The organism is Bacillus sp. PSXD-155 (genome assembly GCF_049310765.1).
GTDB classification, from domain to species: domain Bacteria; phylum Bacillota; class Bacilli; order Bacillales; family Bacillaceae_G; genus Bacillus_A; species Bacillus_A cereus.
On sequence record NZ_JBMOWC010000008.1, the window covers coordinates 64394 to 91353 of the forward strand.

A 26960-nucleotide genomic window follows, 5' to 3' on the forward strand; every position below is an offset into this window, starting at 1 on the left:
AGGTTGTTGCACATTGAAAAACAGCTCTTAGTAGCTATCACGATATTTTCTTCGTATGCTCCATTTTTATCATGGGGACGTTACGGATTCGACAGGGATAGTTCGAGCTTAGGTTGCGAGTCGAGGGGATCGGCCTCGTTAAAACGTCAAAGCCTATAATTGGCAAACAAAACAATCTTTCTTTAGCTGCTTAATTGCACTAAAGGTTCCTCCCTCCATCGTCCATGTGGTAGGGTAAGGGACTCAAACTAAGTGGACTACGCCGGAGTTCGCCGTCTGAGGGCGAAGGAAGAGAACAATCAGACTAGCAACTTGGAAGCCTGTCGATAGGCCGAAGAGTTCGCGAAATGCTAATATATCGACTACACTCGTAGAAGCTTAAGTGCCGATATTTTTGGACGTGGGTTCGACTCCCACCGTCTCCACCAATACATATTTGGTGGTTTTTTTATTTTGTATAACAGGAAGCATAACTTTGCATGATGTGCAGGTTTATGCTTCTTTTTTGTTATGTAAAGATATGCTTCTTCAAAGTGATATTAATTAATAATTCATGTTGTTTTAGAATAAAGTTTGTTCAAGTTAAGCAAATAACCTTGATAAACAAACAAAAAGAAAAAAGCGTGTTTTGAAAAAAGTTTGTTCAAAACACGCCCTTAATATTTTCAATTGGTTTATTCTTTTATAAAAAGTTGGATCATTTCCTATCTATATTGCTCAACAATTCCACCCTATAGCTTAATAAGAAAACCTTTTATTCAAATACAACCATTTCTCCGACATCTATAAATCCAAATCGCTTATAGATATTTTTCCCATCATCTGAAGCCTGTAATACAACTGGTTTTTGTTTATCTGTTGTTTGATTTAGAAGAAATTGAAACATTTCACTGCCAATTCCTTTACCTCTAAATGTTTCTTTTGTCATCACATCATAAATACCATAACTATCTTTGCTTTCTATTAATAAACCAGTAGTTACAGGCATGTCATCTATGCATCCAATAAACATTTGAACTTCTGAACCTAATTTTACTTGTGAAAACTTATTAAAATAACTTTCTAATGCATCTTTTTCTGGTGTACCCTCAAATAAGCTCATGAATACGTCTATATATTTTAAAAGTTCTTCATTATTTTTCACATTAGTAATCATAAGTTGATGGGAAATTCTTTGATCAACATTAAGAGTATTGTCAAGTTTCATCATTACATTACGTTCCGCTTCTTTTAGGTCATATTCTTGCATAAGTTTTGTCCAATCCTCAGTTAAATACTGAGCATCAATCCAAATACTAAAGGGATATTTTTTATATGAAAAATTATCGATTCCATGTCTAATCTTAACTGCATTTTTGATATTTGGAGATTTCGGCAATACAACATTGAATGTATCAGTAGGAATTTCTGTATTTGCTATGATGAAATCTTCTTCCTTTGTAAGTTTTCCACTAACTGTATGAGTAAATACTTTTAATTTTTCTTCCAAATTGTTTATTACTAATTGTTGATTTGTAATCATGTTTTTGCACCTTTCAATTCAATTTAGCGCGCTTTTTTTTATTATAAGGTCAACTAAACACTAAATATACAGTGTTCACAGTATTTACATCCTCCCATAATATTCAGAAAACATTGAAGTGATTTGTTTTCTAGATTTAAAGTAATAGAAAGAATACCGTTTTTTCATTTTGTGGTTTTATAAAATGCTTAAGTTGATGGGAATCGGGCGGTACCTCTGAAACAGAAAATGAAGAACTAGTTATTGATGATAAGCAGATAGATACTATAGCTGACCGTAAACGCCCAATTGGTGAGATCTCATTAAAATTTCACTTTATTCAAATCTCTATATGTTTTGTGTTTTTATCCATACCTATTGTAAGATTATATAGAGTTCTCCTAATAAACTGTTTTAATGGATTATTTAGGAGTTTTAAATTTATAAATCTTAAATTGTTTTTTGGAGATAATTTTTTATCTAACTAAGTTATATTGAAGTAGAGGTGAACCATCGGTGAAGCAGGTTTTAGTAATTAAGAATGAACGGTCTTTAGCGAAGAAAATCGTAAGCGGTCTAACGCAAGAAGGCTATTTCATTTTAAAACTTCACAATGAAAACGAAGGTTTAAATATAATATATGAACAAGATTGGGATATTATCATATTGGATTGGGATTCATTAAGTATATCCGGACCAGAAATTTGTAGACAAATACGATTAGTTAAAACGACACCGATCATTATTGTGACCGACAATGTTTCTAGCAAGGATTGCGTAGCAGGGTTACAAGCAGGAGCAGATGATTATATCAGAAAACCATTTGCGAAAGAAGAATTAGTAGCAAGGGTTCAAGCAATTTTAAGGAGAAGTGATTGTAACCAGCAAAAGGAGATAAACTTTTTTCAGTTTAAAGATCTCTTTGTTGATGCATCAAGCAATATTGTGAAAAAAGGTGGCGAAAACCTGTCGCTTACTAAGCGAGAGTACGATTTACTTGTATTTTTAATCAAGAATAAAAACACAATATTGAGCCGTGAAATGCTTTTGAATCAAGTATGGGGATATAACGTAGTAGTAAATCCAAATGTAGTAGACTTATATATTGGGTATGTAAGAAAAAAGTTAAAGTGCGAGAAGAAAGACAGATATATTCAAACGATACATGGCAGAGGCTATTCAATGATTGACTGATAAAAATAAGATAATAAAAAATGAGTAAAATTATTTCATTCGGTTTTACTCATTTTTTTATTAAATATGATAATCAAATAGTTTCTTAGAAGTATTAAAAGACGTGAAAAAATGGATTACGAAAATATTAGCTATTAATGAGCGTGTTTTGTAGAGGAAATCATGGTTAATCAACACGCCTGACGTCACATATTACTTTTTATGCCTGATTTTATGAATTCACACCATTCACAAGATTTTCACAGAATTAATGACTATACTAATTAACAGGATGTTCAAATGAAAATGATTATCAATAGCGATTCAATTGAATAAAAGTTACCTTCTAATTCAATCTATGGATGTCATCATTTTCGAAATAAATCACACTATAAGGAGTATACATATGAAAAAATCTATGCTTTTAAAATTAGTGAGTATTCTAGCAGTTTTCACTTTAATGTTAGTAGCTTGCTCAGATTCAAGTAAAGAAACTTCGAAGGCTAATAATAAAGATAATGGTAGTGATAAGCCAAAAACGGTTGAAATCACTGATGCTCATGGAACTGTTAAAGTCCCTGTAAACCCAAAGAATGTAGTTGCTTTGGATAACAGAACTTTTGAAACTTTATCTGATTGGGGAATTAAATTAGCGGCTGCTCCAAAGGATATCATGCCTGCTGATTCAGCATATAAAAAGGATGAAAAAGTTCAAAATATTGGGAATCACCGTGAACCAAATCTAGAAATTATTGCAGCGGCAAACCCTGACCTTGTAATCGTTGGTCAAAGATTTGCTGACCATTACGAAGAAATCAAAAAATTAGTACCAAATGCAGCAGTTATTGATCTTAATTTTGATGTTTCTGAGAAAGCTACTAAGCCTGGCGAAAACTTAGTAAAAGGACTTAAAGATTCTACAATTACTTTAGGAAAAATCTTTAATAAAGATAAAGAAGCTAAACAATTAGTAGCTGATTTTGATAAATCTATTGAAAAAGCAAAATCTGCTTATAACGGAAAAGATAAAGTTATGAGTGTTATCGTTACTGGTGGTAATATTGGTTTTGCTGCTCCACATTCTGGTCGCGTTTGGGGACCAATGTATGAAATTTTCGGTTGGACTCCAGCGTTAGAAGTTTCAAATTCTACTGCAGGTCATAAAGGTGATGACGTTTCTGTTGAAGCTATTGCACAAACAAATCCTGATTGGATTTTCGTATTAGATCGTGATGCTGCAACATCTGATGCAGCTAAGTCAACACCTGCTAAGGATGTTATTTCTAAATCACCTGCTCTTCAAAACACAACTGCTGTTTCTAAAAAACAAGTTATTTATGCACCAGAAGATACTTACACAAATGAATCAATTCAAACTTATATAGAGTTATTTGGAAATATGGCAAAAACTTTAGCTAAGTAGTGTAAAGGGGTACGAAACAGTGTCAAAAAATATGATTTCTAGGGTTGAGAATATTTCTCAACCCCAGTTTTATAATCAAAATAAAATATGGACAAAACCTTTTATAATAGCAGTTATAGTTGTTATAATTTTAGGGATTATATCACTGTTTACTGGAGTTTATGATATACGTGGACAAGAGGACGGGACAGAGATGTTTTTCATAACTCGTGTTCCGAGAACAGCTGCATTAATGCTTACTGGAGCTGCGATGGCGATGGCAGGGCTCGTAATGCAACTCATTACACAGAATCGCTTTGTTGAACCTACTACAACGGGGACTATTGAATGGTCAGGCTTAGGCCTGCTTTTTGTGTATTTATTATTTCCTGCCCCGACTTTAGTTCAAAGAATGACTGGTGCAATCATTTTTTCTTTTATAGGAACTATGATTTTCTTTCTATTTTTAAGAAGAGTTAAGCTTCGTTCGTCTTTAATTGTTCCGATTATTGGATTGATGCTTGGAGCAGTAATTTCTGCAGTGTCTACTTTTTTAGGACTCCTTTTTCAAAAGACGCAAAGTATTGAAACTTGGTTTGTAGGTTCATTTGCTAACATTCAGGTGGGAAGATATGAATATTTATGGCTGATTGTTATCATTACTTTTCTTATTTTTATGTATGCTAATAGATTGACTTTAGCTGGACTAGGAGAAGATGTCGCAACAAGTCTTGGAGTTAATTACAATAGAATTGTTCTTTTTGGGACTGCTCTTATCTCTGTTGCAGTTGGAATTGTTGCAGCTGTTATTGGACACTTACCTTTCTTAGGATTAATTGTGCCAAATATCGTTTCAATGTTTAGAGGTGATGATCTTAGGAGTAATTTACCTTGGGTTTGTGTGATCGGAATGGGATCAATAACTGCCTGTGACATCATTTCTCGAACAATTATACAGCCTTTTGAATTACCTGTTTCTTTAATACTTGCAACAGTGGGAGCAGTCGTGTTTATTACTATTTTATTGAGACAAAGAAAACCAAGGAGGCTACGATGATCACATTAGAATATAGAAAAAAAGAAAATGTCGAAATCGATTCTAGCCTTCATAATGAAAGTAGATCAGCTAGCGCTTTTCGTTCTAAGAAGGAAGCAAGGCGTTATTGGATTTTACTGATAACATTGATTGGTTTAGGTCTCCTTTCTTCATATGGCCTTTTAGTGTATAACAATCCAGTTCCGATAGATTCACCTTCTTTTATCCCAGTTGTTAAGAGAAGGATAGTAGCTATTGTTGCAATGATTATTGCTGCGGTTTGCCATAGCTTGTCGACAGTTGCTTTCCAATCTATTACGAATAATAAAATTATTACTCCTTCACTTTTAGGTTTCGAATCACTTTATTCAGCAATTCAAACGAGTACAGTATTCTTCTTTGGTGCTAGTGCGTTAATAAATTTTAATGGAATTGGCTCATTTTTATTCCAAGTTGTTGTTATGGTCTTCATGAGTTTAATACTTTATGGATGGTTACTTTCCGGTAAATACGGGAATTTACAACTTATGCTTTTAGTTGGAATTATTATTGGTACCGGGCTAAATTCTGTGTCAACTTTCATGAGAAAACTACTTGCGCCTTCAGAATTTGATATTTTACAAGCAAGATTATTTGGTTCTGTTAATCATGCAGATCCTGCATATTTTCCTATTGTAATTCCTATGATCATAATTGTAGCGGTATTAATTTTTGCTCATTCTAAGAATTTGAATGTTTTGTCACTAGGAAAAGATGTTGCTACTTCTTTTGGAGTTAAATACCAACCTAGTGTAATTTATACGCTTGTATTAGTAGCTATTTTAATGTCCATTTCAACAGCTCTAATTGGGCCACTCACTTTCTACGGCTTTTTAGTGGCAACTTTGAGTTATCAGGCAGCGTCAACTTATGATCATAGATATATTTTTCCGATGGCTTTTGCTATAGGATTTTTAATAATGACGAGCGCATACTTTTTAATGTATCATGTATTCCATGCTCAAGGTGTAGTTTCAGTTATTATTGAATTATTTGGTGGAATCATATTCTTAACTATAGTTTTAAGGAAGAGGGCTTTATGATAAAAATCGATAATGTTAAAAAGTTCTATACTGATAAGGTAAAAATAGGACCTTTGGATATTGAAATACCAAAAGCAGGCTTTACTTCTTTAATTGGACCAAATGGTGCCGGAAAGTCAACAACACTTTTGATGATTGGCAGACTTTTAGATATGGATGAAGGCCAAATTCAGGTAGCAAATATGGATGTTTCTGAATCCAAATCAAAAGATTTAGCAAAAGTTTTGACTATATTGCGACAAGAAAATCATTTTGTAACTAGGCTTACTGTGAGACAACTAGTTGGATTTGGGCGCTTTCCTTATTCAAAGGGAAGATTGACTAAAGAAGATGAGGCTATCATCTCTAAATATATCGATTTCTTAGATTTAACTAGTTTAGAGAATAGATATTTAGATGAGCTTTCTGGTGGTCAAAGACAAAGGGCATATGTAGCGATGGTATTGTGCCAAGAGACGGAATATGTACTTTTGGACGAACCTCTGAACAACCTTGATGTTGCTCGTTCTGTTCAAATGATGGAGCATTTGAGACGTGCAGCTAATGAATTTGGACGAACAATTTTGACTGTCATGCATGACATAAATTTTGCAGCTAAATACTCGGATAAAATTTGTGCTATGAAAGATGGACAAATTGCTGCTTTTGGAACAGTAGAAGAAGTTATGGACCCAACACTTTTGACAGATATTTTTGAAACAAAAATAGAAATTATTAATGGTCCTTATGGGCCGATCGCAGTTTATTAGTTATAAAATGTCTTGCGTAGATTATGCAAGCTACTCTAGTTGAAGTTGCTGTCTATATTTTATAGGCAGCAGCTTTTTTTATGTGATTACTCATAAAATGCAAAAGAATGCTTCACCTTTTCAAGTATGTACCAAACGAAAAAATATCTCTGTATAATTTTTCAAAAGAATTCAGCTTGTTTTTTGTATATGTAATATTGCATATCAGAGTGTATTGATAAAAGTGTAAGGGGTCACTATAATGAGGGCATAAAGATAAATCACATTTTCGTAGCAATAAAAAGGAGGAAATAATATGGAAATCGCAATGGCAGTTTTAAAATTTGTAGGTGGCGTAATCCCGTTAATTCAAGAACTTTTAAAAGCATTTATGTAAATTTATTAGTTAGCAATCATTTATCAATCATTATCATATTTTACTAAAAAAAGAACGGGGTGATTTTTCTGAATATTAAGAAAAACACTAAAAGAAGAAAGTTCCTTGCATGTTTATTAGTTAGTCTATGCACTATTAATTATTCATCTATTTCCTTCGCAGAAACACAAGCAAGTAATGCAACTGATGTAACCAAAAATGCTAGTGGCATTGATACTGGTATAGCAAATCTTAAATATAATAATCAAGAGGTTTTAGCTGTAAATGGTGATAAAGTAGAAAGTTTTGTTCCGAAAGAAAGTATCAATTCAAATGGTAAATTTGTAGTAGTGGAACGCGAGAAAAAATCACTTACAACGTCACCAGTCGATATTTCAATTATTGATTCTGTAGTGAATCGCACGTATCCAGGAGCTGTACAACTTGCTAATAAAGCTTTTGCAGACAATCAACCGAGTTTATTAGTGGCTAAGAGAAAGCCTTTGAATATTAGTATAGACTTACCGGGCATGAGAAAAGAAAATACAATCACTGTCCAAAATCCGACATATGGTAATGTAGCTGGAGCAGTAGACGATTTAGTATCTACTTGGAATGAAAAGTATTCTACAACACATACGTTACCTGCAAGAATGCAGTATACGGAATCTATGGTTTATAGTAAATCACAAATTGCAAGTGCTCTTAATGTTAACGCTAAATATCTTGATAACAGTCTAAATATTGATTTTAATGCGGTTGCAAATGGAGAGAAAAAAGTGATGGTAGCGGCGTATAAGCAAATATTTTATACGGTAAGTGCTGAACTACCTAACAATCCATCCGACCTTTTTGATAATAGCGTTACTTTTGACGAGTTAACTCGAAAAGGCGTAAATAATTCGGCTCCACCTGTTATGGTTTCAAATGTAGCTTATGGTAGAACGATTTATGTAAAATTAGAAACAACATCTAAGAGCAAAGATGTACAAGCTGCTTTTAAAGCCTTACTTAAGAATAACAGCGTTGAAACAAGTGGACAGTATAAAGATATTTTTGAAGAAAGTACCTTTACTGCTGTAGTATTAGGCGGAGATGCGAAAGAACATAACAAGGTTGTTACTAAAGATTTCAATGAAATCCGAAATATTATTAAAGATAATGCTGAATTAAGTCTTAAAAATCCAGCATACCCAATTTCATATACAAGTACTTTCTTAAAAGATAATGCAACTGCTGCTGTTCATAACAATACAGATTATATTGAGACGACAACTACAGAATATTCAAGTGCTAAAATGACACTTGATCATTACGGTGCTTACGTTGCTCAATTTGATGTATCTTGGGATGAATTCACATTTGATCAAAAGGGTAACGAAGTACTAACACATAAAACGTGGGATGGTAGTGGAAAAGACAAAACGGCTCATTACTCTACAGTTATCCCTCTTCCACCGAATTCAAAAAATATAAAAATTGTAGCAAGAGAATGTACAGGTCTTGCATGGGAATGGTGGAGAACAATTATTAATGAACAAAACGTTCCATTAACAAATGAAATAAAAGTTTCAATTGGAGGAACAACATTATACCCAACAGCTAGTATTAGTCATTAAGTATAAAAAAACACTTTTTCCACGGAAGAAGTGTTTTTTTATAGGGAATACAAATAAAATTATTTTCAAAATATGTGGTTGGAATTCAAGTAAACGCAATTTTAGTGAATACATTTTAAAGTCTTGCAATCAAATCAATCTTGATATATAGTTTAGTTAAGTAAACTAAATCAAATTGTATTCGGGGGTTTTGAAATGGAAAAAGAAATAATTTCAAACGAAAATAAACAAAAAAAGCCATTGCTTTTTAAAATTGGAATAGGACTTCTAATCATATATGTTCTACTTTGGGGAAGTGCTTTAATCATACCATTTACTTCACTTTCGACGCAGGTAAAGACCGTTGTCATTCCAGGGTGTATAGTAATAGGAGAAATTCTATTTTTGATAGGTGCTGTCTTTGTTGGAAAAGAAGTGGTGGCAAAATATAAAAAGTATTTAAACCCGAAAAATTGGAGAAGAAAAGGTGAGAGAGAGAAGTATGATAAATAAAAATATAGCTGAGGAAATCAATCAAACACTTGAAGAACTATGGATATTACTTGAAACGAAAGAAAGATCTTATACGAATTTTAATTTAAATAATCAGCAATATACGTTGTTAACATTAATTATTAGGTACCCATCATCCACTCCTAAAGAGTTAGCTGAAAAAATGAATGTGACGAAAAGTGCCATTAGCCAGCAGTTAGTGAAACTTGAAACGGAAGGATATATTTTCAGAAGGCAACATGCAGAAGATAAACGTGCATTTTCAGTTGAATTAGGTGAGAAAGGCTTGTTATATAAAAAAGAAATGGACGCATATATGCAACAGGTTTCTGAAAAATATTATGCAAGTTTATCACCTGAAGAGTTAACAAACCTTTTATCAGCGCTTCAAAAGCTAACGAAAGTAATTGATGAGCTGTAGTGGTTATTCAATGTAAAAAATAGTATACGCTGAACAAAACGGTCAGCGTATACTAATTCATGTTTCGAATATAAAAAGTAGATTTTTAATCAAATCAATTAAAAACTAAATTGTGGTTTCATATCACCTTTATAAGGTTCATGTTCAACGAATATAGTTATATCCTTACCAGTTTGGTCTTTACCAGTTCTTTTATACGTAAATTTATTCTTATTTAGTTCAGTAAGCTCAAGAGCAGCACCGTATTTATTATTTCCAATTGAAACATGGGCTCTTATTTTATTTTCGTGTACAACATCGAAGTAGCCATAATCACCGCGGCTTTGACCTGTTTCGCTATTGAAGAACTCATATTTATTAGATTTGTCATCAAATTTTGCTAAACTTATAAAATTCGAATTAAACTGTGTTACATCGTTACCAGCTTCGTCTAATACCTTTGTTCCGTGCCAAAGGGTACCGCCCAAAATTTTATCTCCATCAACGTTTTTAACAATATCTCCTGTAGTCGTGTTCAGCTGCTTGTCCGGATCAGTGAAAGAAAGTTCTTTTTCTTTATATGGGACATGTTCAACGAAAACTTCTACATCTTTACCGTTAGCGTCTTTCCCCATTCGTTTATAAGTAAATACATTTTTGTTTAGTTTTGTCATGTCAACGACAGCTTGATACTTCATTGATTCTGAAATTAATATTCTCTTCTTCCCATCATTTGTGACAAAGAAGGTTCCTTTATCGCCACGACTTGCACCTGTTTTAGCATCAAAAAATTCATATCTGCCTGACTTCGCATCATATTTTGCAAGACCAATGAAGTTTGCATTCTCTTTTGTTAAGTCATTCTTATCTTTGTCATACACTCGTGTACCTTGCCAATTTGTCTCGCTAAGAATATTAGCCATTTTTTGCCCTTTAGTTAATTTATTTTCCTTTTTTGTTTCTTTAGCAACTTGTTCTTGTTTTTGTTTCCCATGATTTTCTTCAGCTTTAGTACCAGCACACCCTGTTAATGCTAATGTGAATCCGAGCAATACGGATGATAGTGCTTTTGCTTTTTTGTTCATGTTTTATCGTCTCCTTATTTTATGATTTCAAGTAGTACGGTTAGCGATTATAGTAGCAGTGCGTCATATATGAACTTAGTTGCTACGTTTCTTATGTTAATACCCGACTATAAACTGCCTCTAAATAAAACATTAAAAAAAGATAAACTAATTCCTAAAATTTGTTCATATTTATAAAAAATTGCTAGCTTGCTGTAGTACCTACGAGTAATCCAAAAAATACATTGTAAAGAAGAAGGAAAGCCACTAACAATAATGTAATTGCTAATAGAGCTAATCGATTGTAGTGCAAAACTTTTGAGAAAAACTGTAGGAGAAATGAAGATTTTATAGAATTCGTTTCGTATAGGAAGGGGATGCCCATGTTTGATTCAACAGATTTTAAGATTATACAATTACTACAAGGAAACGCTAGAATGAACTGGAAGGAAATTGGGGAGATAGTACATTTGACTGGTCAGGCTGTTGGGAAGCGAATTAATAAATTAGAAGAGGCAGGTGTCATTCAAAAATATACGATAAATATTGACAGGGCTAAGCTAGAAGGATCTATTATGACCTTTGTTACACTATTTTTGCATGCACCGCATTATCATAATCAAATTCAAAATTTTTTTGAAAAAACGGACGTAATTACTGAAATGTATCGTATAAGCGGCGATGGTTGCTATGTCATGACTCTTCACACATCTTCGCATCAGCAATTAGAAGAGACTCTTGCAGATGTTTTACATTATGGTGATTATCGTATAAATACTGTCATTAAGACGATGGAAAAAAAGAAAGAATAAGATACTTATCCTTTCTTTTTTCATATGGAACTGTAATTCTTTATTTGCTTTTGGTTATAAAACAGTTTGCTGACATGACTGTTGCATAAATATCACCAAACTCTAATGCACTCATGAACGATTGATGAGCGTGTACTGCGGGGATTAGATTTCTTTGGAATTCTAAATCTTTTGTTGTACAAGCATCTTCAATTACAATACATTGAAATCCGAAGTCACTGGCAGCGCGTACTGTTGCATCAATACATACATGAGTCATCATACCGCAAATGACTAGTTGGTCTATTTTTTCTGTCTTTAATGTTTCTAATAAATTTGTTCTTAAAAAACTGTTGGGGTGATGTTTTTGTAGGACTCTTTCGTTAACAATCGGTTGTACATCATCATGAATTTGAACACCTACTGTATCAGGTAAGAAGAAAGTAGCTCCTTCATTGTTCGCGATATGTTGTACGTGAATAACTGTTTTCTGTTTTTCGCGAAATACTTTCAAAACTTCTTTCGCTTTTTGTGCGGCTTTTTCAGGTTGATGTAATTCCATATTGCCGCCTTCAAAGTAATCATTTTGTATGTCTACTAATAGTAACGCTTCGTTCATCGTTATTCCCCCATACTTAGTGATTCAGCACGTTATTTGTACTGTACCGTTATTATATAAATTGTAGCTATGCGGAAGTAATAACGGTATGAAACGATTTTAACGGATATAGTTTCAGTGTGAAAAAAGTGAAAGTTGGTATAAGTACAAATGGATTTTGTGGAATTCACAGCAAGGTTATAGATAGAGTGGCATCGCAGGGTTAAAAATCATACCTTTGCTGGAGGAGCGGGTTATGTTTTTTTATGAGGAAATGCGATTTTAAGTTTTTGCTGAAGATGTTTTTCTAGGATATGCTGTGAGTGATTGGAGTGAGGTAGTGTCAGATATTGTCGACCAATCGATATATTGGAAAAATCGTTGATATATTGTGAGTTGTGATAGATATATTGAAAAAATCGTTGATATATTTGTAAAGGGGTGTTTGAGGTGATTGTGAAAGAGAGAAAAATGCCGATTTATATAAGACAGTTAGAAGCACTTCTTAGAAGGTTACCTGTACATCATCCGAAACGAAATTTAATTGGAGAAAACTTGGCAAAACACATGGCGGGGTATAAAGGAGAGCAAGCGATTGATTATCCGCTTAGTTTTATTTCTGAGAAAGAGTATAGTGTTTTACATGATGTTCGCTTATGTAATTATGATAAATACTTTCAAATTGATACTATTATCCTTTCCACAAAGTTTCTTCTTTTTCTTGAGATAAAAAATATAGCAGGTACATTAATGTTTGATGCAAAGTTTAATCAACTTATCCGAATAACAGAAGGAAATTCAGAGGGATTTCCAGATCCGGTTTTACAAATAAAAAGGCAAGAAATACAACTAAAGAAATGGTTAAACTCACATGGATTTTCCTCTAGTCTTCCAATTGAGTCCCTCGTTGTTATTAGCTCGCCTCGTACCATTATAAAATCTTCAGATGACAATCTTCTTCATACAATTATTCATAGTGCCAATTTACCTCATAAAATAAAGTGGTTTGAAAGTAAATATAAGAGAAAAGTTATAGATAATGTAGATAGGCTCATTCATCAAATAATAGCGGAGCATTCTCCACTTCAACAAAATATACTTGAGCAATATAAAATAGAAAAAGAGGAGTTGCTAAATGGAGTACAATGTGAGAAATGCTTAGTTATTCCAATGGTTAAAGTTAAGAAGGGTTGGCGTTGTACAAGTTGTAAAGATTTTTCAAAAGTGGCACATGTGGATGCTATACGAGATTATGCATTGCTCATTAGTAAGACATGTACGAATGGTAATTTGAAAGAGTTTCTCAATGTTTCGTCGGGTATGGTTGTAAACAGAATTCTCCACACACTAAATCTTCCCTACACTGGAAACAACAAAGGACGAATATATGATTTAACTTCTTTCCAATCGTAATTTTGCTATAATAAATAAGTACTTATACGAAGGGGAGTCTAAAGAGAAAATGAAGTCATTTAATATCGATCATGTTATAGCTAGTGTTTTGCAATGGATATTAAATATAGCTTTAATTATATTATCCATTGTGTTATCAATTTTCTTAGTGAATGAGACGATCACGTTTGTGCAGTATATTTTTTCGTCAAAAGAGTATACGTCTTATAAATTGGTTGAAAGTATCATCGTCTATTTCTTATACTTCGAGTTCATTGCATTAATTATTAAGTATTTTAAATCGAATTATCATTTCCCGTTACGTTATTTTATTTATATCGGAATTACGGCTTTAATTCGATTAATTATTGTGTCTCATGAGGAACCGATGGAGACGTTATTATACGCAGGAGCAATTCTTGTTTTAGTTATTGCTTTATACATATCGAATATGAGAGATTTGAGAAAAGAGTAGTAGTGCAGACGTAAGTTTGCACTACTTTTTTCATCTTGACCTTCAAGTTGCTTGAAAGTTTACAATGAAATTAGGGCGTTTGAAATCGAAAAAAATTGAGAAATTAAGTGAAGAGGTTTCTTTTACTTGGAGGTTATAGGAATGAATCAGGAATTGAAGTTACGTCCATTAGAGCGAGAAGATTTAAAGTTTGTACACGAACTTAATAATAATGCACATATTATGTCTTATTGGTTTGAAGAGCCTTATGAGGCATTTGTGGAGCTGCAAGACTTATATGATAAACATATACATGATCAAAGTGAACGCCGATTTATCGTTGAGAAAGACAATGAAATGGTTGGATTAGTTGAGTTAGTAGAAATCGATTATATTCACCGTAGAACAGAATTCCAAATTATTATTGATCCGAATTATCAAGGATATGGTTATGCAGTGGATGCGACGCGTTTAGCAATGGATTACGCTTTTTCCGTACTAAATATGCATAAGATTTATTTAGTTGTAGATAAGGAAAATGAAAAAGCAGTACATGTTTATAAAAAAGTTGGGTTTATGATAGAAGGTGAGCTTATCGATGAGTTTTTCGTTGATGGTAACTATCATAATGCAATAAGAATGTGTATGTTCCAAAAGGCATACTTTGGCACAAAATAACCGATTGGAAGAGCTATAGATAAAATATTATCTGTAGCTTTTTTGTGATGTGAAAAACATTTTTTATTGTAAAACGATAAATAATTGTTGATTTTTAATAATTTCAGGCGTATTATGATGGTAATAAGATCAGTGAGAATTAAAGGAGAGCATATGATGAAAAATAAATACGTAGTAGCTATTTCTTTAATGATTTTAGCGATTATTTCTTTAACTATACATGCTTCAAACAGTAAAGTAGGAGCGGATGGATTCCTTGAAGAACCTTTCTTTTTCCTAGTACCGATAAGTTATATATTGTTCCTTAGTGGTATAGGTGTATTATTATTTGGATTTATTACTTCCAAGCTAAAAAAGGGCAATAGATAGGGGCAACCCATAGGGACAAAACACTTACTATGAAATAGAAACATACCATATGGAAGAAAAAGAATAAGTGAGATGAATCATGATGAATCATCATTTTTATAATGGAAGACAAGTAGGAGCAGCTATTACACTGGCTGGGGCACAGGGGACAATTCATGCTATGAATCAAGCTATTCAAATGCAACAACAAGCATATTTTGCACAAATGATGCAAAGTCAGTATATGCCGTATTCACAGTTTCCGATGCAAATTGTACATTACGATGTACATCCAGCTGGTTTATTTTCCATTCCATATGGCGGGACATATTTCTTATGAAAGAAAGCGACTGGTTAGAGTCGCTTTCTTTTTTTATCCCGCTATGGGCGGCCTGATTAAAGTTTCATTTTATATTCCACCTAGCTTCATCCCAAGGAATGCGAAGAGGATACCAATTATGTAAGTAGCACTTAAATATAAAAGGAAGATGTATAGTTTTTTACGATTGAGAAGCTGAACAGATTCTAATTTAAACGTAGAAAATGTAGTGAATGCGCCCATAAATCCAGTACCTAATAATAGTTGCCAGCCTGTAGTGACTCCGTTGCCAATTATATATCCAAGTAAAAACGCCCCTGTTATATTAATAAGGAATGTAGCAATTGGAAATTGTATTTTATTTCTTTTCTTAAACCAATTGCTAATTGCAAATCGTGTAATCGCACCGAAAAATCCTCCTGTTGCGACTAATAAAGCTTCTATCATGAGTAATCACCTTCCGTAAGAGATTTCTTAATTAAGAAATCTCCAAGTGTATAGCCAAGGCCAGACATAATGAGGCCACCAAGTATGCTGCATGATACATATAAGAAGGCTATGCTCCACTCAGAATGATTGATCAATTGCACAGTTTCTACACTAAATGTTGAAAAAGTCGTAAAGGAACCGATGAATCCAGTTCCGATGCCTGTGATAACCTCTGAAGGTAAGATGTTTAGCCGAGCGATATAAGTAGTTAGCCACGCTAAGAAAAAGCAACCGATTAAGTTAATGAGTAATGTTGCCAATGGAAATGAATGATGCCAAAATGTGTTGATATTAAGACCTAAATAATAACGAGAAAGAGCTCCTAATATACCAGCAATGCCAACGATAATATAAATCAATTTTCTCACCTCTTTAAATAGCTTGCTCAAAAAAATAGACTCCTACCAGTATCCATACTGGTAGGAGTCATTAGCTAAGCAGCGTTTATGGCGAACTCCATCGCCTATGATTATTACATATAGTGTACTAAATATACCGTTTAATTTCCAGTGAGGAGAAGGGTGTAACGTTTCTTTTTTTGATGTCTGAAGGCTTTTTAAGTAATTAAAATGGGATAGATTACTTATCAACTAAATATAGTGATATAAGGTTTTAATTATGATAAAATGTTTCTTATGTGTGTCGTTTTATTTCATTTGACTGAAAATAAAGAAAAATAAATTCACGTGAAAAGGAGTCATTTATTTGAAGAAATTTTTAAAAATCATATTTATATGTGTTTTAGTAGTAGCAGGCATTGTAGGAGGATTTCTAGCGTATATGACACTTACTAAAGAACAGCCTGCTGATGTTACAAGCTTGAAGGTGGAGAATAATAAGGAGCGCGTATTAGCGACTGGAAATGAATTTAAAGTTACAACATTTAATATTGGATATGCTGGGTTAGATAAGGATCAAGATTTCTTTATGGATGGTGGAAAGGGATCTGGTTCAAGTAGTAAAGAGCAAACGGAAACTAATTTAAAGAATATGCTTTCGTTTTTACAAAATGAGAATAGTGATTTTGCACTATTACAAGAAGTTGATATAAAGTCACTTCGTTCATTTGATGTAAATGAACATGAATTTTTGAAAAAAGGATTACCTGATTATGTTTCATCATTTGGCAAGAACTACGATACGAAATGGGTTCCAGTGCCAATAACAAATCCAATGGGCTATGCGGAGGCTGGATTAAGTACGTTTTCTAAATACACTGTTCAAGAAGCGAAGAGGTTCCAGCTTCCTGGAATGGAGCCTTGGCCAAAGCGTTTGTTTGATTTAGATCGAGCAATTGTGGAATATAAAATTCCTGTTAATAATGGGAAACATGTTAGACTCGTAAATTTACATTTGTCTGCTTATGATGAAGGCGGGAAAATTAGAAAACAGCAAGTAGAGTATTTAAAAGAATATATGAACAAGCATTATGAAAATGGTGATTACGTAATAATGGGCGGAGATTGGAATCAATTAGTTTCGAACGCTCAATTAAGTGATCCGAAGTTCGTGAAAGAGCGCCCTGAGTGGTTAGTAGAGTTACCGAAGGACTTTACGGATGGTGGCTTTAAGTGGGCTGTAGATCCGTCTGTTATGACTGTGAGAGATGATGTAAAGAAATATGTAGAAGGTGAAAATTTCGTCACTATTATTGATGGCTTTATCGTTTCACCGAATGTAGAGATTGTAAATGTACAAGGGAAAGATTTAAAGTTTGAAAATAGCGATCATAACCCAGTGAGTGCAGTATTTAAACTGAAGTAATTGATATGTATAAGTAGAAGGTGGGGCTTCATATGGAGTGGTTAAAGAGGACTTGTTTTTCTAACCTTGAGAAAGAATCACAGAAAAATCATTTATTACTGTTTATAACGATTTGTAGTTTCTTCCTTGGGATAATCGCGATTGGGTATTATGGATATATTTTTACAGAGAGAGCAATAGCGTTTTGGATTTGTGGTATTTCTGTCGTTGTATTTGGAACGCTTTTTACTTTTATAAAAAGTATGGAATCAGCGTATAAATATATCATGACATTTATGTTGCTTACAATGTCTTACATTATGGTACAAGCTTTTAATGAAAGCCCGGCTGTATTTCAAATGGTCTATTTTACATTAGCTGTTTCACTTATTTACTTAAGTGAGCGCCTCATTTTAATTCTTGGCGGGGTAGCTGTTGTGATCACATTTATCCTTTGTAGCTATTGGCCGGAGCAATTTTTTGCTTATACAGCCTCATCTGAAGCTGCTAATTTCGCAAGTTTGTTAGCGATTGTAACAATCGCTATGTGGGGCGTCACGAAAATCGGTTCTAATCTGCTCCTTCGTTTAAGTGATGAGAAGCAAGAAGTAATGAGAAAAGCTCAGGAGTTAGAAGAGACGCAAAGACTTATTGAAGAAACAGTTGTGAAACTAGATAGTAATTTCAATCATTTAAGACAAAATATGAACACGTCGATGGAATCGATGAGTGAAATTAATTTTGCCTTTGAAGAGGTAGCAGTTGGTACGCAATCACAATCAGAAATGATGTATCGTTCGGTAGAAGTATTGAATGATATGGAGGGAAATATTGAACAAATCATCTCTCAAGTAAGAACTGCATCGGCTCGTGTGGATGAAAGTTTAGAAATTTCAAAGGGTAGCGTACATACTTTAAGAAATTTTGAAGCTAACATGAGAAGTTTAAATGATGTTGTTTCACAGTCTGGAATTATATTTAGAGATTTAATGATGCAATCGAAACAAATTAATGAAATTGTAGATGTAATAACGAATATTTCAAGTCAGACGAGTTTGCTAGCTTTAAATGCAAATATTGAAGCTGCGAGGGCAGGCGAGCATGGAAAAGGTTTTGCTATTGTAGCGAGTGAAGTGTTAAAGCTTGCTGAAGAATCAAATCGTTCTGCGGGAAGAATTCAAGGGATTTTGAAGGAGTTTAGTAATCAAGCAAGTAAGGTAGAAGTGCAGGTAGAGAAGTCAGAAAGAGTACAAGAAGAATGTAACGAGATGTTAGCAAGCGTTTTAACAAACGTAACTGATTTAGGGAAGTTTATTGATACGATTAATGAAGTAATGCGAGAGGTTGTTGTTCATCAAGAAAGTTTCCACGTTAAAACGACGAATATCGTAAAGGATGTTACGCATGCTTCTAACGTAATTCAGCAAACTTCTACAGCTACAGAAGAAGTGCTAGCGAGTGTGGAAGAAGAAAAACATCGAAATGATACGTCAGTGAAGACGTTACAAACTGTTAGCGAGCAAGTGAAGTTGTTAGAAGATATTTTAGAAAAGTAATATTGCTTGGAAAGAGCACAAATGATGTGCTCTTTTTTCATTGAAATGAATACTTGATAGGAATTTAATTGCTTTTCTGCGCGTTTTCTGCCAAGCTTAAGGAGATAAAGTGAGACTAGTACATACTGATTATTAGCCCTCACTAATCAAGCTATCCGCAAATAGCGGAATAAAATACTTCAAAGAAAGAATTATATAGGTGACGCATATGATCGAAGTTAAGACTTCTGAACTTAGTGATGGAGAATTTAATAGAGGTGTATTTGCAACTCGTGATATTAAAAAGGGTGAGTTGATACACGCAGCACCAGTTATCTCTTATCCAAATGAACAGCATGAACATATTGAGAAAACGTTACTTGCTGACTACGCATTTGAGTATGGGATCAATCATACGGCAATCCTTTTAGGATACGGTATGTTATTTAATCATTCATATAAACCGAATGCAACGTATGATATTGTCTTCGAGAACCATACGTTTAACTTCTTTGCTTATAAGGATATAAAAGCAGGAGAAGAAATTTTAATCAATTATAATGGTGAAGTTGATAACGATGAGCTGTTATGGTTTGATAAAGAAAAAGAAGAGAACGAAAAGTAATATAAAGAGTATAGAAAGAGCACATTCTGTCGGATGTGCTTTTTTTATTGATGTAAATAAAGTAAAAAGTACAAAAAAATACCACTTTCTTTTTGTATGGTATAGTAAGATACTGAGGGATAGTGTTTTGAAAAAGTCACATATTTTACAAATTGTTGTCTTTCTGATGACATGTCAAGTTTAGTAGTCCATTTGGGTTGCTTTATTATGCAATATATATTTTAATATGAGTGGCACCTCTTATAAATTAAGAGGTTTATAGGTGTCTCGAATTGATTTTGGGTACACTGTATCCACCACTTTAGGTTCTTTCATGTACGTGGGGATATTATGGGCCCGTATAACGGGATAAAATGAATATAGAAATAGAGGAATCGTAAAATGAATATGCAAGAGGTTTATAAATATTTAAGTACGGTATTGCCTGAAGGACATGTTAAACAAGATGAAATGTTAAAGAATCATACGCATATTAAAGTTGGTGGAAAAGCAGATGTTTTTGTTGCGCCTACAAATTATGATGAAATTCAAGAAGTTATCAAATATGCGAACGAATATAATATTCCAGTTACGTTTTTAGGAAATGGATCGAATGTCATTATTAAAGATGGTGGAATTCGCGGGATTACAGTAAGTTTAATTCATATTACAGGTGTTACTGTAACAGGAACGACGATTGTAGCACAGTGTGGTGCAGCAATTATTGACGTATCACGTATTGCTTTAGACCATAACTTAACGGGTCTTGAGTTTGCTTGTGGTATTCCAGGTTCAGTTGGCGGAGCGTTATATATGAATGCAGGTGCATACGGCGGTGAAATTTCGTTTGTATTAACAGAAGCTGTCGTAATGACAGGTGATGGAGAGCTACGTACTTTGACGAAAGAAGCATTTGAATTTGGATATCGTAAGAGTGTATTTGCGAACAACCATTACATTATTCTTGAAGCGAGATTTGAACTTGAAGAAGGTGTACATGAAGAAATTAAAGCTAAAATGGATGATTTAACGTTTAAACGTGAGTCAAAACAGCCTCTAGAATATCCTTCATGTGGTAGCGTATTTAAGCGTCCACCAAATAACTTTGCTGGTAAGTTAATTCAAGACTCAGGACTACAAGGTAAGCGAATTGGTGGAGTGGAAGTTTCTTTAAAACACGCTGGATTTATGGTGAATGTTGATAACGGAACAGCACAAGATTACATCGATTTAATTCACTTCGTACAAAAGACAGTTGAAGAGAAATTTGGCGTGAAGTTAGAGCGAGAAGTAAGGATTATTGGAGAAGATAAGGAATAACGAAATACGTATGAAGATATGAATTATTTTAAAATAATATTTGGATATTGTTGACAATTTGTTTTCAATTCAATATAATGCTAATAATTTAACAAATAACATACGTTGAAAGAGCCCAGTAGCAGTTTGTCACTGTTAACGAGAGAGCTAGGGGTTGCTGGAACCTAGCACAAACAAACTTGCGAATTACACTCTGGAGTATCTTAGGTAATGCTAAGCGGACTAGCAATCGATATTATTGCTAAGAGTGGTATGAGTAGCTATGCTATTTATGCAAACTGGGTGGTAACACGGTGAATAATCGTCCCTATGTCTATCGTAGACATAGGGGCTTTTTTGTTTTTAAAAAATAAAGGGGATGACAAAAGATGAATATTATTGATGAATTAGAATGGCGCGGCGCCGTTAATCAGCAGACTGACGAAGAAGGCTTACGTAAGCTAGTAGAAGAGAAAAAGATTTCACTATACTGCGGAGTTGATCCGACTGGTGATAGTATGCATATCGGACATTTGATTCCGTTTATGATGATGAAGAGATTCCAATTAGCTGGTCATCATCCTGTTATTTTAATTGGCGGGGCAACAGGAACAATTGGTGATCCGAGTGGACGACAATCAGAGCGTCAACTTCAAACGTTAGAAGTGGTTCAACATAATGTAGATGCGTTAACAGCACAAATGAAAAAGCTATTTGATTTTGGTGGAAATAGCGAAGTGAAGATGGTAAATAACTATGATTGGACACATGAAATAAATATTATTGAGTTTTTACGTGATTACGGGAAAAACTTTAGCATCAATAGCATGTTAGCGAAGGATATTGTAGCAAGCCGTTTGGATACAGGTATTTCTTTCACGGAATTCACGTACCAAATTTTGCAAGCAATGGATTTCCATCATTTATACACGAAAGAGGATGTTCAACTTCAAATTGGTGGTAGTGACCAATGGGGAAATATTACGAGTGGTTTAGATTTAATTCGTAAGTTAGAAGGTCATGAGGCGAAAGTATTCGGATTAACGATTCCGTTATTATTAAAATCGGACGGTACGAAGTTTGGTAAATCAGCGGGTGGTGCGGTTTGGCTTGATCCTGAAAAAACGACACCGTTTGAATTTTACCAGTTCTGGGTAAATACAGATGACCGTGACGTAATTAAATACTTGAAATACTTTACGTTCTTAACGAAAGAGCGTATTGATGAATTAGCAGCGAAGGTAGAAACAGAGCCTCATAAACGTGAAGCGCAAAAAGTATTAGCAGAAGAAATGACGAAATTCGTTCATGGAGAAGAGGCGTTATTACAAGCTGAGAAAATTACAGCAGCGTTATTTAGCGGAGATATTAAATCGTTAACAGCTGATGAAATTGAACAAGGCTTTAAAGAGATGCCGACATTCCAGTCTTCAAAAGAGACGAAAAATATTGTAGAGTGGCTAGTTGATTTAGGAATTGAACCATCTAGACGACAAGCGCGTGAGGATATTAATAATAGAGCTATATCTATGAATGGCGAGAAAGTAACAGATGTGGGTATAGATGTTACTGTAGAAAACTCGTTTGATGGAAGATTTATTATTATCCGTAAAGGAAAGAAGAACTATAGCTTAGTGAAATTGGGATAATAGTTTTTGTGGAAGAGTGGAAGGAAAGAAGATGCTTTCACTCTTTTCATATACACAATTTAGACATAAAATAATCAGTAAATTTAGATAATTAAAAGGGTTATATTATTCTTTTGCCGAATAAATAAATTAGAGAAAATTACGGATAAAAAATAGCCCGAACCATGCAGGGAATGATTCGGGCTTATATTCAGATTAGTAAGCTAAGCTGAATAGACCTTTAATGTGTGATAAGTAACGAACGTTACTTGCTTCTTTCATTAATGATGCTGGTAGACCTTTAAGTGGAGTATTGCTTGCTCCGATTGTAGCAACAGCATCTTTACGTCCTAGACTAGCAAGTGTTCCAGAGTTTACAGGTGCGAACTCTTCGAATGCTTTGCCTTCTAGTGCTGCGTATAAGTTGTATCCAATTAACTCACCCATTTGCCAAGCGATTTGTGCAGTTGGTGGGTATGGACGACCGTCTGGAGAGAAGACAACAGCGCTGTCTCCAGCAACGAATACGTCTTTGTGAGAAGTAGATTGTAGGTATGCATCAACTGTTGCACGTCCACGGTTAACTTCAAGACCTGATTCACCGATTAATGGGTTACCTTGAACGCCACCTGTCCAAACGAATGTGTTAGCAACAAGTTTTTGACCGTCTTTTAAGTCGATTTCATTGCCAGCAACGTTTGTTACAGGAAGACCAGTTAAGAATGTAACGCCGCGTGCTTCTAGGCTAGTAGTTGCACGTTCGATTAAGTGGTCTGGTAATACTGGAAGGATTTTTGGACCTGCTTCAACAAGAAGAAGTTTAACTTCTTTTGGATTTACGCCGTGGCTTTTTGCAAGTTTAGGCATAATGTCAGCAAGCTCACCAACTAGCTCAACGCCAGTTAATCCGCCACCACCGATTACGATTGTAGCATCAGCTTCGTTTTTCGTTTTCGCGTATTCACGAATACGGTCTTCAACGTGTTTGTAGATTTTGTTTGCATCAGCAGCAGATTTTAATACCATGCTGTTTTCTTCTAGTCCTGGAATACCGAAGTAAGCAGTTTTACTTCCTAAAGCAACTACAAGCGCATCGTAAGATAAAGTAGTGCCGCCAGCTAGTTTGATTTCTTTGCTATCAACTGAGAATGACTCAACTGTTGCAATTTTAAGATCGATATCTTTACCTTTGAAAAGCTTTGTAAGTGGCATTGCAATTGCTTGCTCAGACACGTTACCAGCTGCAAGGCGGTGTAATTCAGTGATGATTTGGTGTGTTGGGTATTGGTTAATCACTGTAACTTGTGCTTCTGATTTGCTGTAATATTTACGTACGTTTAAAGCGGCAAGAAGACCGCCATAACCAGCGCCTAAGATGACAATTTGTTTTGACATAGTATGATATCCCCCGTCTTTACTAATTGTTGTTATAAGTTAAATTATTTATTGTTACGTTCTGCACTAATTTGAAGATATGCGTTCACAAAGCGGAACATTTTTTGTGCTTGTGGATCTTTTAGTAATTTTAACAGACCGAATAGGCCGATAACTTCGTTGCTTTCGTCAGCACGATCTTTCGCTTCGATTGCAGTTGCAGCCATGCTTTTCACTGTATCTTTTACAGGTTCTACAAGCTCTGTAATTGCACCAACAGTGTCGCTTTTTAATACTTCATCAGTAGCAACAGTTTGAGCGAAGTCATAAGACTTAGTTAAAATGTTAACAAGCTCAGTTAATTTTGGAAGCTGTTCTACTAGTGTTGTTAATGATTCTTGTACCTCAGGTTTTAACAATTGATCAAGTACATCAAGTTGTCCTTGGCTAGCAGAAATTTGTACAGTTTCTTGTTCTGGCTTTGTTTGAGTCATAGTTTCTGGCATCTCCAATTCTCCTTTACGATAGCAATACTCTTATTTTTTTATAAGTAAGATAGTAAACGTTTACGAAACTTTATGCAAAGTTTCACAAAACACAATAAAATGCCTTTAAATTTATGACAGCAAGTAAGCTGCAAACATAAATCTAAAACCATAACGTCTTACTTATTATTTATGAACTGTCCGATATATGGCTTGTCCGCATAATGGAAAAGCTCCGTTACCGGAAAGTGTATATAATATATATCCTATATTATATACTATATACACCTATGTTAACATAAAAATGATTCCTAATTATTTGATATTGAGTGTATAACGTAGTGCTGACAAGGTATGAAAGCGTATAAAATATTTTGTTTCAGTTAGAAATGTACATATATATATAGAAAAAAAGGAAAAAACGAACAAATTCATGTTCGTTTTTTCCTTTTTCCTATTATTCACCTTCCGCAATTAGCATCGATGTGTTACCTTCTTTTTCAAGATGGCATTCACCCCAAGAACAAAGAGAATCAAGAATGGATTCTAAAGACCAACCGTAGTCGGTAAGAGAATATTCTACTTTCGGTGGGACTTGGTTGTATACTTTTCTTTGAATAACACCGTCGTCTTCTAATTCACGTAATTGCTGCGTTAACATTTTTTGTGTAATACCAGGCATTGAGCGTTTTAATTCACTCGTTCTCTTTGTACCTTTCGTTAAGTGACAAAGAATAACAACTTTCCATTTGCCGCCGATAACTTCTAAAGTCGCCTCTACAGGAATATTGTATTTCTTCATATGAAACCCTCCCTTTTTGAGTAAAGTAAGTTTAATAATACAAATGTTACTTTTTAGTACCTATAGCACTTTAAAGTACGTACTTTTTATTATGTTAAATATGTTTCATAATAGCACATGTAAGAGGCAAATGAGTAGTACGGTACCGAAAAGTGACTATGTTACTTTTTAGTGCCTATCGTACTTTAAAGTGCGTTCTTCAAAAAAGGAATGAAACCATTCATAATAGCATTTGTAAGTATGAAATATATTTTTTAGAAGATAAAAGGGCCTTTTTATCACACTATTATGATTGGATTTCTTGTAATAAGGAGGAATTCAATTGAGTTCATATACAGTACCATCTTCGGAAGCTCAGACGAGTCGAAGAAGTATGTTTGCTTTATTAGCACTAGCAATTAGTGCATTTGGGATTGGTACGACCGAGTTTATTAGTGTCGGTTTACTACCATCTATTTCAAAAGATTTAAATGTGTCGGTTACAACAGCTGGTTTAACGGTTTCCTTATATGCGTTAGGAGCGGCAGTAGGAGCTCCTGTTTTAACAGCGTTAACGGCTAGTATGTCGCGAAAGACATTATTAATGTGGATTATGGTTATTTTCATTATTGGTAATGGCATTGCGGCTGTTGCAACAAGCTTCACTGTATTAATTATCGCAAGGATTGTAGCTGCATTTGCACACGGTGTGTTTATGTCGATAGGATCTACAATTGCGGCTGCAATCGTACCAGAAAATAAACGTGCTAGCGCAATTGCGATTATGTTTACTGGATTAACAGTTGCGACTATTACTGGTGTGCCAATTGGAACATTTATCGGTCAAGAGTTTGGCTGGAGAGCGTCATTTATGGCGATTGTTGTAATTGGAATTATTGCTTTCATCGCAAACAGTATATTGGTCCCATCTAATTTAAAAAATGGTGTACCTGTATCGTTTCGTGATCAATTTAAACTAATTAAAAATGGAAGACTGTTACTTGTTTTCATTATTACTGCACTTGGATACGGTGGTACATTCGTAACATTTACTTATTTATCACCCCTATTACAAGAAGTAACAGGATTTGAAGCAAGTACCGTTACCATCATTTTATTAGTGTATGGAATTGCCATTGCGATAGGGAATATGGTCGGCGGAAAATTATCGAATCATAATCCGATCCGAGCGCTATTTTACATGTTCCTTATTCAAGCGATTATATTATTTGTTTTAACATTTACAGCGCCATTTAAAGTAGCTGGATTAATCACAATTATTTTCATGGGACTATTCGCATTTATGAATGTTCCGGGGCTACAAGTATATGTAGTTATATTGGCAGAGCGCTTTGTTCCAAGTGCGGTTGATGTTGCTTCAGCAATTAATATTGCCGCATTTAACGGAGGAATCGCTTTAGGTTCTTATATAGGTGGCCTTGTAACGAATTCGTTAGGATTAATCCATACTGCTTGGGTAGGCGGTCTTATGGTAGTAGGTGCTGTGATTTTAACAGCATGGAGCATGACATTAGAAAAAAGAGATCAAGTAAAATAAAAGGAGAGAAA

At 34.3% G+C, this 26960-nt stretch carries 28 protein-coding genes, 1 other RNA gene, 1 riboswitch and 1 other annotated feature; of the genes, 21 read left to right on the plus strand and 8 right to left on the minus strand.

Annotation, left to right across the window (positions count from 1 at the left end; genetic code table 11):
- The first annotated feature begins 73 nt into the window (after nucleotides 1-73).
- Nucleotides 74-428, plus strand: a transfer-messenger RNA (tmRNA) gene (gene ssrA / locus ACO6VI_RS11470).
- Between the two features lie 326 nt (nucleotides 429-754).
- Here the strand turns inward: ssrA and ACO6VI_RS11475 are convergent.
- Nucleotides 755-1522, minus strand: coding sequence for a GNAT family N-acetyltransferase (locus ACO6VI_RS11475; protein WP_016123739.1), 768 nt, complete (start codon nucleotides 1520-1522; stop codon nucleotides 755-757).
- A gap of 495 nt (nucleotides 1523-2017) precedes the next feature.
- Between ACO6VI_RS11475 and ACO6VI_RS11480 the strand changes: the two genes are divergently transcribed.
- The 8 genes from ACO6VI_RS11480 to ACO6VI_RS11515 all read left to right on the plus strand — a co-directional run bounded on the left by ACO6VI_RS11480 (nucleotide 2018) and on the right by ACO6VI_RS11515 (nucleotide 9830).
- Nucleotides 2018-2695 (plus strand): response regulator transcription factor, encoded by a 678-nt coding sequence (locus tag ACO6VI_RS11480; protein ID WP_000815803.1) that lies wholly within the window; start codon nucleotides 2018-2020, stop codon nucleotides 2693-2695.
- 385 nt (nucleotides 2696-3080) lie between these two features.
- Nucleotides 3081-4097 (plus strand): siderophore ABC transporter substrate-binding protein, encoded by a 1017-nt coding sequence (locus tag ACO6VI_RS11485; RefSeq protein ID WP_000749445.1) that lies wholly within the window; start codon nucleotides 3081-3083, stop codon nucleotides 4095-4097.
- A gap of 19 nt (nucleotides 4098-4116) precedes the next feature.
- Nucleotides 4117-5133 carry an ABC transporter permease gene (locus ACO6VI_RS11490; RefSeq protein WP_000042077.1) on the plus strand — a complete coding sequence of 339 codons (1017 nt, stop codon included), beginning with the start codon at nucleotides 4117-4119 and terminating at the stop codon, nucleotides 5131-5133.
- Nucleotides 5130-6194 (plus strand): iron chelate uptake ABC transporter family permease subunit, encoded by a 1065-nt coding sequence (locus ACO6VI_RS11495; RefSeq protein WP_000631247.1) that lies wholly within the window; start codon nucleotides 5130-5132, stop codon nucleotides 6192-6194. Before ACO6VI_RS11490 ends, ACO6VI_RS11495 begins: the two co-directional genes overlap by 4 nt.
- A complete protein-coding gene (locus tag ACO6VI_RS11500) occupies nucleotides 6191-6943 on the plus strand; it encodes an ABC transporter ATP-binding protein (RefSeq protein ID WP_000590061.1) in 753 nt (250 codons plus the stop codon). The genes ACO6VI_RS11495 and ACO6VI_RS11500 overlap by 4 nt, the downstream gene beginning before the upstream one ends.
- Before the next feature lie 435 nt (nucleotides 6944-7378).
- Nucleotides 7379-8917 carry an anthrolysin O/cereolysin O family cholesterol-dependent cytolysin Alo gene (gene alo / locus ACO6VI_RS11505; RefSeq protein WP_000576726.1) on the plus strand — a complete coding sequence of 513 codons (1539 nt, stop codon included), beginning with the start codon at nucleotides 7379-7381 and terminating at the stop codon, nucleotides 8915-8917.
- Between the two features lie 195 nt (nucleotides 8918-9112).
- Nucleotides 9113-9409 (plus strand): transporter suffix domain-containing protein, encoded by a 297-nt coding sequence (locus ACO6VI_RS11510; protein ID WP_161520116.1) that lies wholly within the window; start codon nucleotides 9113-9115, stop codon nucleotides 9407-9409.
- Complete coding sequence (locus tag ACO6VI_RS11515; protein WP_000608841.1) at nucleotides 9399-9830, plus strand: MarR family winged helix-turn-helix transcriptional regulator; 432 nt, start codon at nucleotides 9399-9401, stop codon at nucleotides 9828-9830. Before ACO6VI_RS11510 ends, ACO6VI_RS11515 begins: the two co-directional genes overlap by 11 nt.
- Before the next feature lie 98 nt (nucleotides 9831-9928).
- Here ACO6VI_RS11515 and ACO6VI_RS11520 read toward each other — a convergent pair whose 3' ends face one another.
- Nucleotides 9929-10894, minus strand: coding sequence for a DUF4822 domain-containing protein (locus ACO6VI_RS11520; RefSeq protein ID WP_001034144.1), 966 nt, complete (start codon nucleotides 10892-10894; stop codon nucleotides 9929-9931).
- A 362-nt stretch (nucleotides 10895-11256) separates the two neighbouring features.
- Between ACO6VI_RS11520 and ACO6VI_RS11525 the strand changes: the two genes are divergently transcribed.
- Nucleotides 11257-11685, plus strand: coding sequence for an Lrp/AsnC family transcriptional regulator (locus ACO6VI_RS11525; RefSeq protein WP_000460485.1), 429 nt, complete (start codon nucleotides 11257-11259; stop codon nucleotides 11683-11685).
- Between the two features lie 40 nt (nucleotides 11686-11725).
- Here ACO6VI_RS11525 and ACO6VI_RS11530 read toward each other — a convergent pair whose 3' ends face one another.
- Nucleotides 11726-12283: a cysteine hydrolase family protein gene (locus ACO6VI_RS11530; protein WP_001001091.1), complete on the minus strand. Its 558-nt coding sequence runs from the start codon at nucleotides 12281-12283 to the stop codon at nucleotides 11726-11728.
- Nucleotides 12284-12718: 435 nt separating this feature from the next.
- Between ACO6VI_RS11530 and ACO6VI_RS11535 the strand changes: the two genes are divergently transcribed.
- The 5 genes from ACO6VI_RS11535 (at nucleotide 12719) to ACO6VI_RS11555 (ending at nucleotide 15474) form a co-directional block, all read left to right on the plus strand.
- Nucleotides 12719-13675, plus strand: coding sequence for a nuclease-related domain-containing protein (locus ACO6VI_RS11535; protein ID WP_016079776.1), 957 nt, complete (start codon nucleotides 12719-12721; stop codon nucleotides 13673-13675).
- A 49-nt stretch (nucleotides 13676-13724) separates the two neighbouring features.
- Nucleotides 13725-14129, plus strand: a complete 405-nt coding sequence (gene psiE, locus ACO6VI_RS11540; protein WP_000834709.1) for a phosphate-starvation-inducible protein PsiE — start codon at nucleotides 13725-13727, stop codon at nucleotides 14127-14129.
- Between the two features lie 141 nt (nucleotides 14130-14270).
- Nucleotides 14271-14786 (plus strand): spermidine N1-acetyltransferase, encoded by a 516-nt coding sequence (gene speG / locus ACO6VI_RS11545; protein WP_001071090.1) that lies wholly within the window; start codon nucleotides 14271-14273, stop codon nucleotides 14784-14786.
- Nucleotides 14787-14939: 153 nt separating this feature from the next.
- A complete protein-coding gene (locus tag ACO6VI_RS11550; protein WP_223617937.1) occupies nucleotides 14940-15155 on the plus strand; it encodes a DUF3955 domain-containing protein in 216 nt (71 codons plus the stop codon).
- Nucleotides 15156-15234: 79 nt separating this feature from the next.
- Entirely contained in the window at nucleotides 15235-15474 is a 240-nt protein-coding gene (locus ACO6VI_RS11555; protein WP_023523378.1) for a DUF3947 family protein, read from the plus strand.
- 69 nt (nucleotides 15475-15543) lie between these two features.
- Here the strand turns inward: ACO6VI_RS11555 and crcB (ACO6VI_RS11560) are convergent, their stop codons facing one another.
- Nucleotides 15544-15900: a fluoride efflux transporter CrcB gene (gene crcB / locus ACO6VI_RS11560; RefSeq protein ID WP_063548989.1), complete on the minus strand. Its 357-nt coding sequence runs from the start codon at nucleotides 15898-15900 to the stop codon at nucleotides 15544-15546.
- Nucleotides 15897-16301 carry a fluoride efflux transporter CrcB gene (gene crcB / locus ACO6VI_RS11565; protein WP_000639312.1) on the minus strand — a complete coding sequence of 135 codons (405 nt, stop codon included), beginning with the start codon at nucleotides 16299-16301 and terminating at the stop codon, nucleotides 15897-15899. The genes crcB (ACO6VI_RS11560) and crcB (ACO6VI_RS11565) overlap by 4 nt, the downstream gene beginning before the upstream one ends.
- A 54-nt stretch (nucleotides 16302-16355) precedes the next feature.
- A riboswitch (Fluoride riboswitch) is annotated at nucleotides 16356-16415 on the minus strand.
- 232 nt (nucleotides 16416-16647) lie between these two features.
- Here crcB (ACO6VI_RS11565) and ACO6VI_RS11570 point away from each other — a divergent pair.
- The 5 genes from ACO6VI_RS11570 (at nucleotide 16648) to tyrS (ending at nucleotide 22772) form a co-directional block, all read left to right on the plus strand.
- The gene (locus ACO6VI_RS11570) at nucleotides 16648-17706 is read left to right on the plus strand and encodes an endonuclease/exonuclease/phosphatase family protein (RefSeq protein WP_063548987.1); all 1059 of its coding nucleotides are present in this window, start codon (nucleotides 16648-16650) and stop codon (nucleotides 17704-17706) included.
- Nucleotides 17707-17738: 32 nt separating this feature from the next.
- Complete coding sequence (locus ACO6VI_RS11575) at nucleotides 17739-19241, plus strand: DUF4077 domain-containing protein (protein ID WP_063548985.1); 1503 nt, start codon at nucleotides 17739-17741, stop codon at nucleotides 19239-19241.
- 208 nt (nucleotides 19242-19449) lie between these two features.
- Nucleotides 19450-19845: an SET domain-containing protein gene (locus ACO6VI_RS11580; RefSeq protein ID WP_000573647.1), complete on the plus strand. Its 396-nt coding sequence runs from the start codon at nucleotides 19450-19452 to the stop codon at nucleotides 19843-19845.
- Nucleotides 19846-20226: 381 nt separating this feature from the next.
- On the plus strand, nucleotides 20227-21144 hold the full coding sequence (gene murB / locus ACO6VI_RS11585) for a UDP-N-acetylmuramate dehydrogenase (protein WP_001057102.1): 918 nt from the start codon (nucleotides 20227-20229) through the stop codon (nucleotides 21142-21144).
- Between the two features lie 96 nt (nucleotides 21145-21240).
- Nucleotides 21241-21456, plus strand: a binding site (T-box leader).
- A gap of 56 nt (nucleotides 21457-21512) precedes the next feature.
- Nucleotides 21513-22772 carry a tyrosine--tRNA ligase gene (tyrS, locus tag ACO6VI_RS11590; protein WP_063548983.1) on the plus strand — a complete coding sequence of 420 codons (1260 nt, stop codon included), beginning with the start codon at nucleotides 21513-21515 and terminating at the stop codon, nucleotides 22770-22772.
- A 195-nt stretch (nucleotides 22773-22967) separates the two neighbouring features.
- Here the strand turns inward: tyrS and ACO6VI_RS11595 are convergent, their stop codons facing one another.
- From ACO6VI_RS11595 to ACO6VI_RS11605, 3 genes are all read right to left on the minus strand, one after another.
- On the minus strand, nucleotides 22968-24146 hold the full coding sequence (locus tag ACO6VI_RS11595) for an NAD(P)/FAD-dependent oxidoreductase (RefSeq protein ID WP_000043199.1): 1179 nt from the start codon (nucleotides 24144-24146) through the stop codon (nucleotides 22968-22970).
- 44 nt (nucleotides 24147-24190) lie between these two features.
- Nucleotides 24191-24631, minus strand: a complete 441-nt coding sequence (locus tag ACO6VI_RS11600; protein WP_001115309.1) for a DUF1641 domain-containing protein — start codon at nucleotides 24629-24631, stop codon at nucleotides 24191-24193.
- Between the two features lie 436 nt (nucleotides 24632-25067).
- A complete protein-coding gene (locus ACO6VI_RS11605; protein ID WP_000760481.1) occupies nucleotides 25068-25412 on the minus strand; it encodes a winged helix-turn-helix transcriptional regulator in 345 nt (114 codons plus the stop codon).
- Nucleotides 25413-25785: 373 nt separating this feature from the next.
- Between ACO6VI_RS11605 and ACO6VI_RS11610 the strand changes: the two genes are divergently transcribed.
- On the plus strand, nucleotides 25786-26949 hold the full coding sequence (locus ACO6VI_RS11610) for an MFS transporter (RefSeq protein WP_003272282.1): 1164 nt from the start codon (nucleotides 25786-25788) through the stop codon (nucleotides 26947-26949).
- Nucleotides 26950-26960: the final 11 nt, after the last annotated feature.

Coding starts and splice junctions, on each gene's coding strand:
- ACO6VI_RS11475 (WP_016123739.1), bottom strand. CDS start 1,522: ATGATTACAAATCAACAATTAGTAATAAACAATTTGGAAGAAAAATTA.
- ACO6VI_RS11485 (WP_000749445.1), top strand. CDS start 3,081: ATGAAAAAATCTATGCTTTTAAAATTAGTGAGTATTCTAGCAGTTTTC.
- ACO6VI_RS11495 (WP_000631247.1), top strand. CDS start 5,130: ATGATCACATTAGAATATAGAAAAAAAGAAAATGTCGAAATCGATTCT.
- ACO6VI_RS11500 (WP_000590061.1), top strand. CDS start 6,191: ATGATAAAAATCGATAATGTTAAAAAGTTCTATACTGATAAGGTAAAA.
- ACO6VI_RS11510 (WP_161520116.1), top strand. CDS start 9,113: ATGGAAAAAGAAATAATTTCAAACGAAAATAAACAAAAAAAGCCATTG.
- ACO6VI_RS11515 (WP_000608841.1), top strand. CDS start 9,399: ATGATAAATAAAAATATAGCTGAGGAAATCAATCAAACACTTGAAGAA.
- ACO6VI_RS11520 (WP_001034144.1), bottom strand. CDS start 10,894: ATGAACAAAAAAGCAAAAGCACTATCATCCGTATTGCTCGGATTCACA.
- ACO6VI_RS11525 (WP_000460485.1), top strand. CDS start 11,257: ATGTTTGATTCAACAGATTTTAAGATTATACAATTACTACAAGGAAAC.
- ACO6VI_RS11530 (WP_001001091.1), bottom strand. CDS start 12,283: ATGAACGAAGCGTTACTATTAGTAGACATACAAAATGATTACTTTGAA.
- psiE (WP_000834709.1), top strand. CDS start 13,725: ATGAAGTCATTTAATATCGATCATGTTATAGCTAGTGTTTTGCAATGG.
- speG (WP_001071090.1), top strand. CDS start 14,271: ATGAATCAGGAATTGAAGTTACGTCCATTAGAGCGAGAAGATTTAAAG.
- ACO6VI_RS11550 (WP_223617937.1), top strand. CDS start 14,940: ATGATGAAAAATAAATACGTAGTAGCTATTTCTTTAATGATTTTAGCG.
- ACO6VI_RS11555 (WP_023523378.1), top strand. CDS start 15,235: ATGATGAATCATCATTTTTATAATGGAAGACAAGTAGGAGCAGCTATT.
- crcB (WP_063548989.1), bottom strand. CDS start 15,900: ATGATAGAAGCTTTATTAGTCGCAACAGGAGGATTTTTCGGTGCGATT.
- ACO6VI_RS11575 (WP_063548985.1), top strand. CDS start 17,739: ATGGAGTGGTTAAAGAGGACTTGTTTTTCTAACCTTGAGAAAGAATCA.
- ACO6VI_RS11580 (WP_000573647.1), top strand. CDS start 19,450: ATGATCGAAGTTAAGACTTCTGAACTTAGTGATGGAGAATTTAATAGA.
- murB (WP_001057102.1), top strand. CDS start 20,227: ATGAATATGCAAGAGGTTTATAAATATTTAAGTACGGTATTGCCTGAA.
- tyrS (WP_063548983.1), top strand. CDS start 21,513: ATGAATATTATTGATGAATTAGAATGGCGCGGCGCCGTTAATCAGCAG.
- ACO6VI_RS11595 (WP_000043199.1), bottom strand. CDS start 24,146: ATGTCAAAACAAATTGTCATCTTAGGCGCTGGTTATGGCGGTCTTCTT.
- ACO6VI_RS11600 (WP_001115309.1), bottom strand. CDS start 24,631: ATGCCAGAAACTATGACTCAAACAAAGCCAGAACAAGAAACTGTACAA.
- ACO6VI_RS11605 (WP_000760481.1), bottom strand. CDS start 25,412: ATGAAGAAATACAATATTCCTGTAGAGGCGACTTTAGAAGTTATCGGC.
- ACO6VI_RS11610 (WP_003272282.1), top strand. CDS start 25,786: ATGTTTGCTTTATTAGCACTAGCAATTAGTGCATTTGGGATTGGTACG.